This is a genomic window from Ensifer sp. GW101-20A05 (assembly GCF_059424735.1).
In genome coordinates this window covers 18,203-33,907 of sequence record NZ_JBWKZT010000023.1, presented here as the reverse complement: position 1 = coordinate 33,907, position 15,705 = coordinate 18,203, and the positions used below count along the sequence as shown (strand labels likewise).

Here is a 15,705-nt window from a genome sequence, read left to right as displayed (position 1 = left end):
CATAAGCTACGAGGCATATTCATGGCAAAGATCAAGGTCGCCAATCCGGTCGTCGAGCTCGACGGCGACGAGATGACCCGCATCATCTGGCAGTTCATCAAGGACAAGCTGATCCATCCCTACCTCGACGTCGATCTGGAATATTACGACCTCAGCGTCGAAAACCGCGATGCCACCGAAGACCAGGTGACGGTCGACGCCGCCAACGCGATCAAGAAGCACGGCGTCGGCGTCAAGTGCGCCACGATCACGCCGGATGAAGCCCGCGTCGAGGAATTCAAGCTGAAGAAGATGTGGAAGTCGCCGAACGGCACGATCCGCAACATCCTCGGCGGCGTCATCTTCCGCGAGCCGATCATCTGCAAGAACGTTCCGCGCCTGGTTCCGGGCTGGACCAAGCCGATCATCGTCGGCCGTCATGCCTTCGGCGACCAGTACCGCGCCACCGACTTCAAGTTCCCGGGCAAGGGCAAGCTGACGATGAAGTTCGTCGGTGAAGACGGCAAGGAAATCGAATACGACGTCTTCGACGCACCGTCGGCCGGTGTTGCCATGGGCATGTACAACCTCGACGATTCGATCACCGAATTCGCGCGTGCTTCGTTCAACTACGGCATCCAGCGCAAGGTTCCGGTCTACCTCTCGACCAAGAACACCATCCTCAAGGTCTATGACGGCCGCTTCAAGGACATCTTCCAGAAGGTCTTCGAGGAAGAATTCGCCGAGAAGTTCAAGGAACTGAAGATCTGGTACGAACACCGCCTGATCGACGACATGGTCGCCTCCGCTCTGAAGTGGTCCGGCGGTTACGTCTGGGCGTGCAAGAACTACGACGGCGACGTGCAGTCGGACATCGTGGCCCAGGGCTTCGGCTCGCTCGGCCTGATGACCTCGGTTCTGATGACGCCGGATGGCAAGACGGTCGAAGCCGAAGCTGCCCACGGCACGGTTACCCGCCACTACCGCCAGCACCAGAAGGGCGAGGAAACCTCGACCAACTCGATCGCCTCGATCTTCGCCTGGACCCGTGGCCTTGCGCACCGCGCCAAGCTCGACGGCAATGCCGAACTCGCGAAGTTCGCCGACACGCTTGAGAAGGTTTGCGTCGACACCGTCGAATCCGGCTTCATGACCAAGGACCTGGCGCTGCTCATCGGTCCCGATCAGCCGTGGCTCTCGACCACCGGCTTCCTCGACAAGATCGACGAGAACCTGCAGAAGGCCATGGCTGCCTGATAGGGCGCCAGACACTTCGAAAAACACGGAACCCGGCCATGCGCCGGGTTTCTTTTTTACCAGCACCGTCGCTCAGCTGATCTCCGCGGCGGCAAGCCCTTACGGGAACGACCGATGATCTCATTGAGACCGATGCTTGATAGCGAATACCCGGCCTATCTCGACTATTTCATTCCGGACTACGCCATTGAAATTTCGGCCAACTACGGCTTTTCCGACGCTGACGCGCTGGTGCAGGCAAGACGTGAAATCGCGCAAGATCTGCCGCAGGGCGTGAAGACGCCGGGCAACGTGCTGCTCTGTGTGATCAATGAGACCGATTCCAGCCTCATAGGCTACCTCTGGTATAGACCAGACCTCGCCGGCCATTCGGTCTTCATCAGCGATTTGCACATCCTTGCCAGCCAGCAGGGGCAAGGTTTCGCCAAGCAGGCCCTCAATGCGCTCGAAACCGAGCTTTCAGCGAAAGGCTTCAAGCAGATAAAGCTGCGTGTCGCCGAGAACAATCGACGTGCCAAACACGTCTACGATGTCGCAGGTTTTCGCGTTACCGGCATCAATATGAGCAAGTTGATCAAGCCTTGCGGGCCGTGAGGGGCGAAAGCCGACGGCTCGATAGCATGCGATTGCTGGCCACGGATGTACCGGCACTGCAAAATGGCGGACGAGGAGAGGTCGGCTCAACCGGCCCTTCTTGTTTGTGTGGCCGGATGTCTGCACCTGGATCGGCAGGCGCCATCAGGAAAAGGCCGACAAGGCTTGAAACCTTGTCGGCCGTTCAGAGGTGTTCCACTTCGCCGATCGCAACCGACCACCGACGTCTTGCAAGCCTCACTTCAGCGGCAGATAGATTTCGCTCAACAGCTCCGTCGGCGCCACTTCGCGGGGATTGTTGAGATATTTCTCGAACATCAGGCTGTCGCGGATCTCACGACCTGACTGTGGCAGCCAGGTGCCGTAGAGCCATTGGTAAGCCTTCGGCATATCCGCATAGGGACCCTTGTGGCGCAGCACGGCGTAGCGGCCGCCGTCAAGGTGCTGCGGTGTCAGGGGCGTCTCCACCGGCATCTGTTCGCGAGCGCTGACGCAGGCGAAGGAGCGCAGCTTGTCGGTCGGCACCAGTTCCGGGTCGTCGAGGTAGATGCCGATCATCTCCATGTCCGGCCGGAACAGCTGGCGCGAGAACAAGGTTCCGTAGAGGGTCTCGAACGCCCGCCCGATCTCCATGTAGGAGCCGCTATGGGCGACGCCGACGAGGTCGAAGGCCTCGACCTCCTTGAGGGTGACTTCATACATATCAGGGATTCCTTCCGTTGACGCGGTTTCAAAGGCGACATGGCTGCCCTCCTTCCGGTAGCGCGCCGGCGGCAGCCCGTAAGCTCCCTTGAAGGTGCGGTTGAAGGATTGGAGATTGGGGTAGCCAGAGCGCTGCGCGATCGCTTCGACAGGAAGATCGGACTGGGCGAGATCGGCCGAGGCCCGCTGCAGCCGCAGCCGCTTCACGGTTGCGGCCAGCGTCTCGCCATGGACCGCACGATAGATGCGGTGCCAGTGGTGCGGCGACAGACAGGCGATCTCGGAGAGACGATCGAGGTCGAGATCGCCGTCGAGATGGCCATAAATGTAGTCGCTGACCCTGTGCAGGCGCCGTTCATAGGTCGCCCACGCTACCCGATCGTCCATGTCTACCCTTTCGCGCTTTGCTCACGGATCGGTAGACCATAGATCAATTTGACAAATCCTGCGGACTTCTCCGGCGTACCGCCACAATTTTGCAAGCGCCGCGACTCAAGCTAGCTCTATTGTCATTGCCCTCTTGCAGGCTCCGCCCGGGATCCACCGGATACGGAACTCTTCTGGCCGAAGGCCCAGCCGATGACCGATACTCTTGTTCCGAAGATCGTGAGCGTTTTCACTGAAGGATATGACGGCGCCCGCCTGCGCGCCGACGCGATCGCCGGCCTCACTGTCGCAATCGTTGCCTTGCCCCTGTCGATGGCGATCGCCATCGCATCGGGCGTCACGCCTGATCGCGGCCTCTATACCGCCATTGTCGGCGGCTTTCTTGTCTCCTTCCTCGGCGGCAGCCGCTCCCAGATCGGCGGTCCGGCTGGCGCCTTCATCGTGCTGGTCGCTGCCACGGTCAATCGCAACGGCGTCGACGGTCTCCTGCTGGCGACGATGATGGCCGGGGTGATGCTGATTGCTGCCGGCTATTTGCGGCTCGGCAAATACATCAAGTTCATTCCCTATCCCGTCACCGTTGGCTTTACCGCCGGCATCGCGGTGATCATCTTCGCAAGCCAGCTGCGCGATCTTCTCGGGATCACGCTTGAGGGCAATGAGCCCGGCCCCTTCCTCGACAAGATCACCGCCCTTGCTGCCGCGATCGACACGGTCAACCCGGCGACCGTGGCAACCGCGGCACTGACGATTGCTGTTATCTTCGTCCTGCGCAAGCTGAGGCCGCATTGGCCGGGCATGCTGATCGCGATCGCCGTCGCGTCTGTCGCCGTCGCCCTGTTACACCTGCCGACCGAAACGATCGGCACCCGCTTTGGCGGCATCCCCGGCGGCCTGCCGAGGCCGGCGCTGCCGCCGTTATCCTTCGACCGGGTCGCTGCGGTCTTCCCGGATGCAGTTTCGTTCGCGCTGCTCGGAGCCATCGAATCCCTGCTTTCCGCCGTCGTCGCTGACGGCATGACCGGCCGGCGTCATCGCTCCAGCGTCGAACTGATCGGCCAGGGCATTGCCAACATCGGCTCGGCACTCTTCGGCGGCATCTGCGTCACCGGCACCATCGCACGCACGGCGACGAATGTGCGGGCCGGCGGCACCAGTCCGGTGTCGGGCATGCTGCACGCGGCTTTCCTTCTCGCTTTCATGCTCGTGGCTGCTCCACTTGCAAGCTATATCCCACTTGCAGCCCTTGCCGGCATGCTTGCGGTCGTCGCCTGGAACATGGTCGAGAAGCCGGCCTTCATGGCGTTGTTGCGATCATCAGGCGGCGATGCCGTGGTGCTGCTCGCCACCTTTGCCATCGTCGTCTTTCGCGATCTGACCGAAGGTATCGTCGTCGGCTTCGCGCTTGGAGCCGTTCTCTTCATCGACCGTATGGCCAAGAGCATCGCCATCGGCAAAGCGAAGCGCCCAGGATCCAGCGCGGAAGAAAATGGCGCCGAGGAACACCCCGTTGCCGCCGACGACCCGGATACGGTGATCTATCACATTTCCGGCGTCTTCTTCTTCGGCTCAGCGGCAACTGTTGGCTCGGTGCTGGACCGGATTGCCGACCAGCGCCGCAACTTCATTCTTGATTGCAGCGACGTGCCTTTCATGGATTCGACCGCGGCTAACGTGATCGAAGGCACCGTCCGAAAGGCCGAACGGACCGGCGTGCGCTTCATCGTTACCGGCGCCTCGCACCAAGTCCGGCGCATGCTGGCGAGCCACGACGTGCACGAGCCACGTGTCGCAACGTTTGCGTCCATCGAACTTGCGCTCGACAACATCCGCGGTGCGACGAAAGAATAGAGAATTCAGAGCGATGCCGACGTTTTCTAACAATTTGAGGACATCGAACAAAAAAGGGCGCCGAAGTGGCGCCCTTCTAGTTTCTGTCTTTGACGGTTACCCGGCCAGTGCAACGGCCACGGCCTCGATCGCCTCAGCTGCCTTCTCGCCGTCCGGGCCGCCGGCCTGGGCCATGTCGGGGCGTCCGCCGCCACCCTTGCCGCCGAGTGCGGCGGAGGCGACGCGGACGAGGTCGACGGCGCTGAGCTTCGAAGTCAGATCGTCGGTGACGGCCACGACCGCACTCGCCTTGCCATCGCCGGACACGCCGACGAAAGCGACGACGCCAGAGCCGAGGCTCTTCTTGCCGTCATCGGCAAGGCTCTTCAGATCCTTGGGCTCGACGCCCGAGACGACCTTGCCGAGGAAACGAACGCCAGCGATGTCGCGGGCTGCGTCGGCGGAACCCGCCTCGCCGCCACCGCCGAGCGCCAGCTTCTTCTTGGCTTCGGTCAGTTCGCGTTCCAGCTTGCGGCGTTCGTCGAGCAGCGCCTCGACGCGGCCGAGCACGTCGCCCGGCTGAACCTTCAGCGTGTTGGCGAGTGTCTTCACGCGCTCGTCCTGCTCGTTGAGATAGGCGCGTGCGGCTTCGCCGGTCAGCGCCTCGATGCGGCGAACGCCGGCGCCGACTGCGCTTTCCGAAACGACACGGACGAGACCGATGTCACCGGTGGCCGACACGTGGGTACCGCCGCAAAGCTCGACGGAATAGGCGCGGTTGGCCTTGGAACCGTGAATGCCGCGGCCCATCGAGACGACGCGCACTTCGTCGCCATACTTCTCGCCAAAGAGTGCCATCGCGCCTTCGGCGATCGCATCGTCGACGCTCATCAGGCGCGTGGTCACCGGCGTGTTCTGCACGATGATCTCGTTGGCCATTTCCTCCACGATCTTCAGCTCTTCCGCCGTCATCGGCTTCGGATGCGAAACGTCGAAGCGCAGGCGTTCCGGGGCTACCAGCGAGCCCTTCTGGGCGACATGGGTGCCGAGCACTTCGCGCAGCGCCTCATGCAGCAGGTGGGTTGCCGAGTGGTTGGCGCGCAGGCGCGAGCGGCGCGCATGGTCGACGTCGAGCTGCGCGGCGTCGCCGGTCTTCACCGTACCTTCAGCAACGGTCGCGAAATGAACGAAGAGCCCCTCGCCGCGCTTCTGCGTGTCGGTCACGACAAGCTTGCCGGTTTCGGTGGTGATCGTGCCGGTGTCGCCCATCTGGCCGCCCGATTCGCCGTAGAACGGCGTCTGGTTGAGCACCACCTGGACCGTGTCGCCCTTGGCTGCCGAAGCGACGACGGCGCCGTCGCGCACGATCGCCTGGATCACGCCTTCGGCGGTCTCGGTGTCATAGCCGAGGAAGTCGGTGGCGCCGTGCTTTTCCTTGAGCTCGAACCAGATCGTCTCGGTCGCCGCTTCGCCCGAGCCGGCCCAGTTGGCGCGGGCTTCGGCCTTCTGGCGCTCCATGGCGACAGAGAAGGCGTCGGTATCGACGGTGATGCCCTTGGCGCGCAGGGCGTCCTGGGTCAGGTCGAGCGGGAAGCCGTAGGTGTCGTAGAGCTTGAAGGCGGTTTCGCCGTTGAACTGGTCGCCTTCCGAGAGATCGGCAGATGCGTCCGAAAGCAAGTTCAGACCGCGCTCCAGCGTCTTGCGGAAGCGGGTTTCCTCAAGCTTCAGCGTCTCGGAGATCAGCGCTTCTGCGCGCATCAGTTCCGGATAGGCGCGGCCCATCTGGCCGACCAGCGCCGGCAAGAGCTTCCACATCAACGGATCCCGGGCACCGAGCAATTGCGCGTGGCGCATGGCGCGGCGCATGATGCGGCGCAGCACGTAACCGCGGCCTTCGTTCGACGGCAGCACGCCGTCGGCAATCAGGAAAGCGGACGAACGCAGATGGTCGGCAATGACACGATGGCTGGCGCGCTGGTCGCCCTCGGCCTTGACGCCGGTTGCTTCCTCGGAAGCTGCGATCAGGGCGCGGAAAAGGTCGATGTCGTAGTTGTCGTGCTGGCCCTGCAGCACCGCTGCCAGGCGCTCGAGGCCCATGCCGGTGTCGATCGACGGACGCGGCAGGTTGACCCGCTCTTCCTTGGTGATCTGCTCGTACTGCATGAAGACGAGGTTCCAGATCTCGATGAAGCGATCACCGTCCTCGTCGGCAGAGCCCGGAGGTCCGCCCCAGATATGGTCGCCATGGTCGTAGAAGATTTCCGAGCACGGGCCGCAGGGCCCGGTATCGCCCATGGCCCAGAAGTTGTCGCTCGTCGGAATGCGGATGATGCGGTCGTCGGAGAAGCCGGCGATCTTCTTCCAGAGATCGAAGGCTTCGTCGTCGGTGTGGTAGACCGTGACCAGCAGGCGCTTGGCGTCGAGGCCGTATTCCTTGGTGATCAGGTTCCAGGCAAGCTCGATGGCGTTTTCCTTGAAGTAATCGCCAAAGGAGAAGTTGCCGAGCATTTCGAAGAAGGTGTGATGGCGCGCGGTGTAGCCGACATTGTCGAGGTCGTTGTGCTTGCCGCCGGCGCGCACGCATTTCTGCGCGGTCACCGCCGTCGAATAGGGACGCTGCTCCAGGCCGGTGAAGACGTTCTTGAACTGCACCATGCCGGCATTGGTGAACATCAATGTCGGGTCGTTGCGCGGCACCAACGGGCTCGACGACACGACCTCATGACCGTTCCTGCGGAAATAGTCGAGAAAGGTCGACCGGATTTCATTCACGCCGCTCATCTTGCGTCCTATTCTAAAGCACCGATTCCGGCCCGGATCCGGCATCTGCCGCGCCACTAAGCCATTGTCCTTAAACCCCGTGGCCATCCATGATGGCCACGCCCTCCAACGCCCTCGGTCGCCGGAACCAAAGGCTTTTATCGTTCACGTATCATACTGTCCAGACGGCAACAAAAAACCGGCCGTCATAGGACGACCGGTTCTCCGGAAGCTTCAGTTCCTGGTGTTTCACGCCTCGGCGGCGTCGTCGCTGCCGTCGTCGGGTTCCGGGCCGCCGTTTTCGAGGAACCGGTCGGCGATCAGGCCGGCGTTCTGGCGCAGCGCCGTCTCGATCTCACGCGCCAGGTCCGGGTTGTCGCGCAGGAACGTCTTGGCGTTCTCGCGGCCCTGGCCGAGGCGCTGGCTGTTATAGGAGAACCAGGCACCGGATTTCTCGACGATGCCGGCCTTGACGCCGAGATCGACGAGTTCGCCGGTCTTGGAAACGCCTTCGCCATACATGATGTCGAACTCGACCTGCTTGAAGGGCGGCGCCATCTTGTTCTTGACGACCTTGACACGGGTCTGGTTGCCGACGACCTCTTCGCGCTCCTTGACCGAACCGATGCGGCGGATGTCGAGGCGGACCGAGGCGTAGAACTTCAGCGCGTTGCCGCCGGTGGTGGTTTCCGGCGAACCGAACATGACGCCGATCTTCATGCGGATCTGGTTGATGAAGATGACCATGCAGTTCGACTTGGAGATCGACGCGGTCAGCTTGCGCAGCGCCTGGCTCATCAGGCGTGCCTGCATGCCCGGCAGGCTGTCGCCCATTTCGCCTTCGATTTCGGCGCGCGGCACGAGCGCTGCGACGGAGTCGACGACGAGAACGTCGATCGCACCGGAGCGCACCAGCGTGTCGGTGATCTCAAGCGCCTGCTCGCCGGTGTCCGGCTGAGAGATCAGGAGGTTTTCGAGATCGACACCGAGCTTGCGCGCATAGATCGGATCGAGCGCGTGTTCGGCATCGACGAAGGCGCAGATGCCGCCCTTCTTCTGTGCTTCGGCGATCGTCTGCAGCGCCAGCGTCGTCTTACCCGAGCTTTCCGGGCCGTAAATTTCAACGATGCGGCCCTTCGGCAGGCCGCCGATGCCGAGCGCGATGTCGAGGCTGAGAGAACCCGTCGAGACGGTTTCGATCTCGATGATGCTGTCCTTCCCACCGAGCTTCATGATCGATCCCTTGCCGAACGACCGTTCGATCTGGGAAAGTGCCGCTTCAAGTGCCTTGCTTTTATCCACCGATTTGTCCTCTACGAGCCGCAAAGAGTTTTGTGCCATTTGGTCCACCTTTAGGTTATTGAAGCTACCGAGGCAATGAAGCCGCCGCAGGAGTTTTTGTACATGTTTTGTTCCGCATTTGCAAGAGCAGGACAATATATTGAAAAACAATGATTATCTTGGTTTTGTTCTTTTCATGTTCACGGATTGAAACCATAGGTTCTCAAATGCGCGCAGTACGTCTTCAAACCTGCCCCTCAGGGCTTGGCCGATTCGCCTGAGACGAAGAGATCGGGCGCATGGGTCCTTGGAATTCGGACCTCGGCCATTGCAGAAAGCCAACAGATATTTCGGCCGATGGGCCAAGCAGAGGAACATTCATGACGGAAGCTGAAATCGCCGTCTTCGGCGGTGCGCATATCGACAGGCGCGGCCGCATATCGGGAACGACCGCACCGGGTTCCAGCAATCCCGGAACATGGTTCGAAGAGGCTGGCGGTGGCGGCTTCAACGCGGCTCGCAACCTTGCGCGCCTTGGCCATGGCGTGCGCATGGTCAGCACCCGCGGCGGCGATGCCGCCGGTGAGATGGTGACGGCGGCGGCGGCCGCAGCAGGGGTCATCGACAGCCCCCTCACCTTTCTCGATCGCCAGACACCGAGCTACACCGCGATCCTTGAAAACGACGGAAATCTGGTGATCGCGCTTGCCGACATGGAACTCTACCGGCTGTTCTCGCCGCGACAATTGCAACGCCGGGCGCTCCGCGATGTCGTCGCCACGAGCAAGCTTGTGCTGACGGATGCCAACCTGCCGGAGGAAACGATCGCCGCGCTGGTCCAGTCGGCCGCAGGCAACGGGCGCCTCGTCGCCGGCATTGCCGTTTCGCCTGCCAAGGTCATCCGCTACCGGCCATGCCTCCCGCATCTCTCCTTCCTGTTCATGAATGAATCCGAGGCACGGGCGCTGACCGGCAAGGATGCGGCCGAGGCGGAAGCATGGCCGGCGCTTTTGAGAAGCGCAGGCCTCAATGGCGGCGTGGTCACACGCGGCGGCCGCGCGGTCGTCGCCTTCGATGGCGACAGCATCTGCGTTGCCGTTCCGCCGGCGCTCCCGGCACTGGCCGACGTGACCGGCGCCGGTGATGCGCTTGCCTCCGGCTTCCTCTCCGCGCGCCTCGCCGGCTGCAATCTGACCGAGTGCCTGCGGCACGGCATCGCAGCCGCCGGAATCACATTGCGCTCTCCCTTGGCCGCATCCGAAGAGATGTCCGCGGCCAATCTCGAACAGGCGCTGGCTCTTGTGCCCACGCCCCAAATGCTGTCATGACAATTGCCAGCAGAACTCCCAAGGAAAGACCATGACCAAACCCGCTTCTCCCTCCCTGCCGATGGCATATTCCGACGAGGTCGCAGCCGCCAAGGCGCGTGGCGCGCCGATCGTGGCGCTGGAATCGACCATCATCACCCATGGCATGCCCTATCCCGGCAATCTGAACATGGCCCGCAGCGTCGAAGCGATCATCCGCGAACAGGGTGCCGTGCCGGCAACGATCGCCGTCATCCATGGCGTGCTGCATATCGGCCTTGATGACGCCAAGCTCGAGGAGTTGGCGAAGACGGAAGGTGCGATGAAGGTCTCGCGCGCCGACCTCGCGTTCGCGATCGCCGAGCGCCGCACGGGCGCAACGACCGTTGCCGCGACGATGATTGCCGCTGCCCGCGCCGGCATTCGCGTCTTTGCGACCGGCGGCATCGGTGGCGTGCACCGCGGCGCCGAACTCAGCTTCGACGTCTCCGCCGACCTCGACGAACTTGCCCGCACCGGCGTCATCGTCGTCTGCGCCGGCGCCAAGGCGATCCTCGACATTCCGAAGACGCTCGAAGTGCTCGAAACCCGCGGTGTCCCTGTCGTCACCTACGACAGCGAAGTCTTCCCGGCCTTCTGGTCGCGCGACAGCGGCCTCAAGAGCCCGCTGATGCTGAACAGCCCGGCGGCGATCGCCAACTTCCAGAACATGCGCGAACTGCTCGGCGTCGACGGCGGCATGCTGGTCGCCAATCCGGTGCCGGAAGAAAGCGAAATCCCGCGCGAAGAGATGGAAATCTACATCACCCGCGCGCTCGACAATGCCGAGAGCGACGAGATCACCGGCAAGGCCGTCACGCCTTACCTGCTCGACAATCTCTTCCACATGACCGAAGGCCGCAGCCTCGAGACCAACATCGCGCTGGTCGAGAACAATGCGCGCCTTGCCGGCGAGATCGCGGTCGCGCTCAACACGAAGTAATTCCGATAGGATACCAGACGAAAAAGCCCGGCAACTCAAGCGCCGGGCTTTTTCATTTCCAAGATTCCATCGCGTTTGCGATTTCAGCGTGTCAGATCGGTGACCCAAAGCGTCGCGCAAACGTGCGCAGCGGTTTTGCGATAGCGACGCGCTTTAAGAATCGAGCATTTCGCGCACGGAGACTGCGAGCTGCTTCAGCGAGAACGGCTTCGGCAGGAAGCCGAATTTCGCGTCGGCCGGCAGGTTGCGGGCAAAGGCGTCTTCGGCATAGCCGGAAACGAAAATGAACTTCAGGTCCGGGTACTTTTTGCGCAGCTCGGTCAGCAGCGTCGGCCCGTCCATCTCCGGCATCACCACGTCGGAAACGACGATATCCACCGCGCCATCGAGCTCTTCCATGATATCGAGCGCTTCGACGCCGGAGCCCGCCTCGTAGACTGTGTAGCCGCGCGTTTCCAGCATGCGCTTGCCGCCGCGGCGTACCGCCTCCTCGTCCTCGACAAGCAGGACGACGGCCGAATCCCCGGTGAGATCGGCCGGCTCCTCGGTCTTTGCCGCCGGTGCTGCAATTGTCTGCGCTACCCGCGCCGGAGCCGCCTCCGCCGTTTCTGTCGCCGCCGGGTTGGTCTCTTCGACCGCTACCGGCACCTCGATGTGGCGCGGCAGCAGGATGCGGAAGGTCGTACCCTTGCCGACTTCCGATTCCGGATAGATGTAACCGCCCGACTGCTTGATGATGCCATAGACCATCGACAGGCCGAGACCAGTGCCCTTGCCGACTTCCTTGGTGGTGAAGAACGGCTCGAAAATCTTGTCGAGGATCTCAGGCGGGATGCCGGTCCCCTGGTCGGCGACCTCGACCATCACGAAATCGTCGTCCGGCAACTCGCGTCGTCCGAAGGACGCAACCTCGGCGGCAGGCAGGTTGCGCGTCCGAAGGGTGATCGTGCCGCCCTCCGGCATTGCATCGCGGGCATTGACCGCCAGGTTCAGCAGCACCTGTTCGAACTGGCCGAGATCGCTCTTGACCGGCCAGAGATCGCGGCCATAGTCCACCTCGACCTTGACGTTGGTTCCGGTCATGCGGTCGACCAGCATGCGCAGGTCACCGATCACATCCGTCATATTGAGCACCGTCGGCCGCATCGTCTGCTTGCGCGAGAAGGCGAGCAATTGGCGCACAAGCACCGCAGCGCGGTTGGCGTTGCGCTTGATCTCCATGAGATCGGCAAAGCTCGGATCTGCCGTACGGGCCGACAGAAGCAGGTGGTCGGACGACAGCAGGATCGCCGTCAGCACGTTGTTGAAGTCGTGCGCGATGCCGCCGGCGAGCGTGCCCACGGCGTTCATCTTCTGGGTCTGCGCCATCTGGTTCTCGAGCGCCTTCTGCTCGGTGATTTCAAGCGCATGGATGATTGCCGCTTCCTCTGGCGATTGATCGCTCTGGTCGATCACGGCGTTGATATAGAAGCGGAAGTGGCGCTCGCCATCCTTCGGGTGCAGCGCATCGATCGGCGCGATGTCACCCTGCCGGTCCTTGGCTGCCGCCAGCGCCTCGTGCAGTCGGCCCTTTTCGGTTTCGTGCACCACGGCTTCGATCAGCGCCCCGCGCTCGACGTCGTCCTGCGAGACGAGGCCGGAGAAGAGCTTCAGGAACGGCGCGTTGGTGCGCAGTATCCGGCCATTGCCATCGACGGAGGCGATCGCCATCGGCGTATTGTTGAAGAAGCGGGTAAAGCGCATTGCCGCGCTCGACGCCGATTGCTCGTTGTCCTCGCCGCCTTCGCGCGACATGACGATGGTGCGGCTTTCGCCGGGTGCCCCGTCGCGCGTCGAGGAGACGCGGTGGATCATGCGCACCGGCAGGCTCTGGCCGTTCAGCTTGCGCAGATCGAGGTCGAGCATCTTGGTCTTCTTCAGGCCAGGCTCCGCCTGCACGGCCTGAACCAGCGTCAACCCCTCGCCGGCCACCAGGTCGCCGATGCTGATCGACCCTGGCTGGAACTTGGTCAGGTCGATGCCGAGCCAATCGGCGAGCGTGGCATTGATGTAGAAGATCTCGCCCTTGCGCCCGGCGGAGAAGAAGCCGGCCGGCGCGTGGTCGAGATAGTCGATCGCGTTCTGCAGTTCCTTGAAGAAACGTTCCTGGTCGTCACGTTCGGCTGTAATGTCGGCAATCTGCCAGAGATAGAGCGGGTTGCGCTCGCTGTCTTCGAGCGGCAACACCCGCGCCTTCAGCCGGAACCAATGGGCGCCGGAGCCACTGGAGGTGCTGGTCGCGAGCGGCTTCAGCAGGCGGAATTCCTCATGCCCCTGCTTGCCCTCGTGCAGACCGTTCGTCAGCCGGTAGATCGCTTCCGTCGCCTCGCGATTGCGCGACAGGATGGTTTCCAGCGACTGGATGCCGGCGGCACTCTTGGCACCCGTCAGCGCGCCATAGGCGGCGTTGGCGTAGATGATCCGGCCCTTGCGGTCGGTGACGATCGTGCCGTCCTCATGGGCATCGAGAAAGGCGCGCGCCAGTTCGTCCGGGCGCGACTGCGGCATAACCTCGATGAAACCGATCACGGAGGAGACGAGGAAGAAGATGCCTACCATGGCAAGAACGCCGAGGATGCCGAGAACGATCTCGTTTTCCATCTCGTTCTTGAAGATCACGAAGGCGATGGCTGACACGGTGAGGACGATCGCGAGCAGAACGATCCGCAGCACGGTGCCTGGCCTGACGCCACGGTCAACAACCGGCATCTGGTAGTCGCCTGACTGCCGCAATTTCGTCATCGGATCCTCTTATGCGGCCGGCACCGCGCGCGCGGGCCGGCACTTCCGGCCGGTATCCGCGTAATCCGCCGGGCGAAATTGGTCATTCCCGATACGCCCTCGATCATTCGGACAAGAATCATCTTTAACAATCAGAGATAACAGCAAAAAGCACCTCGGCGGAAGCATTGCAGCCAATTCACAGGGAATGTCGGCGAAGTCCTTGTCCGGGCCCGAAAAAAGCCGTCAAATACTGGCACTCGAAAGGCAGAAGGAGTTCAGCCTATGATGGAAACGATCATCGCAGACAATGGCAGCCGGTTCGTCATCGCCGCCGCAGCCGTCGCGATCGGACTTCTCTGCCTCGTGGCCGTGCTCTGGATCATGCGTAACCGCCCCTCCTCGCCCTTCATTCGCGGCGGCAAGAACCGCCAGCCGCGCCTTGCCGTGCTCGATGCTGCTGCCGTCGACACCCGTCGCCGCCTGGTGCTCGTGCGCCGCGATGATGTCGAGCATCTGATCATGATCGGCGGCCCGACAGATATCGTCATCGAGAGCCGGATCGGTGCGCCTGAGGAGCGCGCGGCCGTCGCGGAGCGCAAGATTGAGGAACCGCTGGCAGTGGACAGCCGGCCAGCAACGCGGGAGCTGCCGCAACAAGCCGCACCTTCACTTGAAGCTGAAACCGTCGCCGCCGTCACGCCGATCCGCCCCGTTGCCCAACCGGAGGAACAACCGGTCACCCGTATCGAGCCGGCCGCGCCGCCGCGCGTTGTCGTGGAGCAGCGCCCGGTCGCCGCACCCGTCCTTGCGGCCGAACAACGTCCGCCTGTCCGTCCGTCCGTGCAGCAGGCTCCGGAAATCCCGGCTGTCACGGCCGCTTCGGCGCCCCAGTCGAACTTCGAAATCGCCATAAACAGGTCCGCACCGGCGGTCCAGCAAGTCCAGGCGCAGCCAATCCCCGTACAACCCGTGCAGTTGCAGCGCCCGGCCCCCACCATCCAGCAGCCCCAGCCGGCGCCGGCCACTGCTCTCACGGATTTCGAGCGCCTGCTCGATGCGGAGATCAGCGGCGACCTGCAGCGTCTTGGCCCGGCCACAGTACCGAGCCCAGGCACCGTTGCCTCCACGAACATGGTGGCACCGGAGAGCCGCTCCCTGGCACCATCCGGCCGTCAGGAGCCTACGCTTGGCGCGCCCGGCGCTGAAGGCGGCCGCAAGGAACCGACCATCGAAGAAGAGATGAACCGCATGCTGGCCGATATCTCGGCCGGCCGGAAGCCATAGCTTCCCCGCTCACGGGTGACGCCGCTGAGCATCGCGAAGCGGTCCAGCCTTGGTAAGCAATCGGTCCAAAAGAAAAAGGCGCGGTTTGAGCCGCGCCTTTTTTCAGACAGTTCCGATAGTCGGATATCTTATTCGTCCCGGTAGACCTTTTCCCGACGCTCGTGACGCTCTTGCGCCTCGATCGACAGGGTTGCGATTGGCCGTGCGTCCAGCCGCTTCAGGCCGATTGGCTCACCGGTCTCTTCGCAGTAGCCGTAGGTGCCTTCATCGAGCCGTTGCAGCGCCGCGTCGATCTTGGAGATCAGCTTGCGCTGACGGTCTCGGGCTCTGAGCTCAATTGCCCGATCCGTTTCGGAAGAAGCCCTGTCCGCGAGATCAGGATGATTGGCGCTCTCCTCTGCCAAGTGATCCAGTGTCTCGCGTGCCTCACGAAGGATGTCATTTTTCCAAGCATTCAACTTGGCCCGGAAATACGCCCGGTGGTTGGCATTCATGAATTCATCGTCCTCGGATAGGACGAAGGTACTAAGATCGATCTTCTCACTCAACGCGATTCTCCTGAAGAACATCTCATTGCGG

At 62.5% G+C, this 15,705-nt stretch carries 11 protein-coding genes; 6 read left to right on the top strand and 5 right to left on the bottom strand.

Annotated elements, in window-relative coordinates:
- Positions 1-21 precede the first annotated feature (21 nt).
- The gene (locus tag AC070A_RS32015; RefSeq protein WP_057248926.1) at positions 22-1,236 is read left to right on the top strand and encodes an NADP-dependent isocitrate dehydrogenase; all 1,215 of its coding nucleotides are present in this window, start codon (positions 22-24) and stop codon (positions 1,234-1,236) included.
- Between the two features lie 114 nt (positions 1,237-1,350).
- Positions 1,351-1,830, top strand: coding sequence for a GNAT family N-acetyltransferase (locus AC070A_RS32010; protein ID WP_113737223.1), 480 nt, complete (start codon positions 1,351-1,353; stop codon positions 1,828-1,830).
- Between the two features lie 237 nt (positions 1,831-2,067).
- Here AC070A_RS32010 and AC070A_RS32005 read toward each other — a convergent pair whose 3' ends face one another.
- Complete coding sequence (locus AC070A_RS32005; RefSeq protein WP_113737224.1) at positions 2,068-2,919, bottom strand: AraC family transcriptional regulator; 852 nt, start codon at positions 2,917-2,919, stop codon at positions 2,068-2,070.
- Positions 2,920-3,111: 192 nt separating this feature from the next.
- On the opposite strand from AC070A_RS32005, the gene AC070A_RS32000 reads away from it, so the two are divergent.
- The gene (locus tag AC070A_RS32000; RefSeq protein ID WP_113737225.1) at positions 3,112-4,770 is read left to right on the top strand and encodes a SulP family inorganic anion transporter; all 1,659 of its coding nucleotides are present in this window, start codon (positions 3,112-3,114) and stop codon (positions 4,768-4,770) included.
- A 96-nt stretch (positions 4,771-4,866) separates the two neighbouring features.
- Here AC070A_RS32000 and alaS read toward each other — a convergent pair whose 3' ends face one another.
- Both alaS and recA read right to left on the bottom strand, forming a co-directional pair.
- Positions 4,867-7,530: an alanine--tRNA ligase gene (gene alaS / locus AC070A_RS31995; protein ID WP_218373997.1), complete on the bottom strand. Its 2,664-nt coding sequence runs from the start codon at positions 7,528-7,530 to the stop codon at positions 4,867-4,869.
- A 228-nt stretch (positions 7,531-7,758) separates the two neighbouring features.
- Positions 7,759-8,850 carry a recombinase RecA gene (gene recA, locus AC070A_RS31990; protein ID WP_057248921.1) on the bottom strand — a complete coding sequence of 364 codons (1,092 nt, stop codon included), beginning with the start codon at positions 8,848-8,850 and terminating at the stop codon, positions 7,759-7,761.
- 320 nt (positions 8,851-9,170) lie between these two features.
- On the opposite strand from recA, the gene AC070A_RS31985 reads away from it, so the two are divergent.
- Positions 9,171-10,118: a carbohydrate kinase family protein gene (locus AC070A_RS31985; RefSeq protein WP_113737227.1), complete on the top strand. Its 948-nt coding sequence runs from the start codon at positions 9,171-9,173 to the stop codon at positions 10,116-10,118.
- 31 nt (positions 10,119-10,149) lie between these two features.
- On the top strand, positions 10,150-11,079 hold the full coding sequence (locus tag AC070A_RS31980; protein WP_113737228.1) for a pseudouridine-5'-phosphate glycosidase: 930 nt from the start codon (positions 10,150-10,152) through the stop codon (positions 11,077-11,079).
- 153 nt (positions 11,080-11,232) lie between these two features.
- Here the strand turns inward: AC070A_RS31980 and cckA are convergent, their stop codons facing one another.
- Complete coding sequence (gene cckA, locus AC070A_RS31975) at positions 11,233-13,860, bottom strand: cell cycle histidine kinase CckA (RefSeq protein ID WP_113737229.1); 2,628 nt, start codon at positions 13,858-13,860, stop codon at positions 11,233-11,235.
- A gap of 264 nt (positions 13,861-14,124) precedes the next feature.
- On the opposite strand from cckA, the gene AC070A_RS31970 reads away from it, so the two are divergent.
- On the top strand, positions 14,125-15,126 hold the full coding sequence (locus AC070A_RS31970) for a flagellar biosynthetic protein FliO (protein WP_113737230.1): 1,002 nt from the start codon (positions 14,125-14,127) through the stop codon (positions 15,124-15,126).
- A gap of 128 nt (positions 15,127-15,254) precedes the next feature.
- Here AC070A_RS31970 and dksA read toward each other — a convergent pair whose 3' ends face one another.
- Positions 15,255-15,674 (bottom strand): RNA polymerase-binding protein DksA, encoded by a 420-nt coding sequence (gene dksA / locus AC070A_RS31965; protein WP_034794589.1) that lies wholly within the window; start codon positions 15,672-15,674, stop codon positions 15,255-15,257.
- Between the last annotated feature and the right edge of the window lie 31 nt (positions 15,675-15,705).

Bases quoted from the DNA above. Each gene is read 5' to 3' on its own strand.
- AC070A_RS31970 (WP_113737230.1), top strand. From the start codon at position 14,125: ATGATGGAAACGATCATCGCAGACAATGGCAGCCGGTTCGTCATCGCC.
- AC070A_RS32015 (WP_057248926.1), top strand. From the start codon at position 22: ATGGCAAAGATCAAGGTCGCCAATCCGGTCGTCGAGCTCGACGGCGAC.
- AC070A_RS31985 (WP_113737227.1), top strand. From the start codon at position 9,171: ATGACGGAAGCTGAAATCGCCGTCTTCGGCGGTGCGCATATCGACAGG.
- AC070A_RS31980 (WP_113737228.1), top strand. From the start codon at position 10,150: ATGACCAAACCCGCTTCTCCCTCCCTGCCGATGGCATATTCCGACGAG.
- AC070A_RS32005 (WP_113737224.1), bottom strand. From the start codon at position 2,919: ATGGACGATCGGGTAGCGTGGGCGACCTATGAACGGCGCCTGCACAGG.
- alaS (WP_218373997.1), bottom strand. From the start codon at position 7,530: ATGAGCGGCGTGAATGAAATCCGGTCGACCTTTCTCGACTATTTCCGC.
- recA (WP_057248921.1), bottom strand. From the start codon at position 8,850: ATGGCACAAAACTCTTTGCGGCTCGTAGAGGACAAATCGGTGGATAAA.
- AC070A_RS32010 (WP_113737223.1), top strand. From the start codon at position 1,351: ATGATCTCATTGAGACCGATGCTTGATAGCGAATACCCGGCCTATCTC.
- cckA (WP_113737229.1), bottom strand. From the start codon at position 13,860: ATGACGAAATTGCGGCAGTCAGGCGACTACCAGATGCCGGTTGTTGAC.
- AC070A_RS32000 (WP_113737225.1), top strand. From the start codon at position 3,112: ATGACCGATACTCTTGTTCCGAAGATCGTGAGCGTTTTCACTGAAGGA.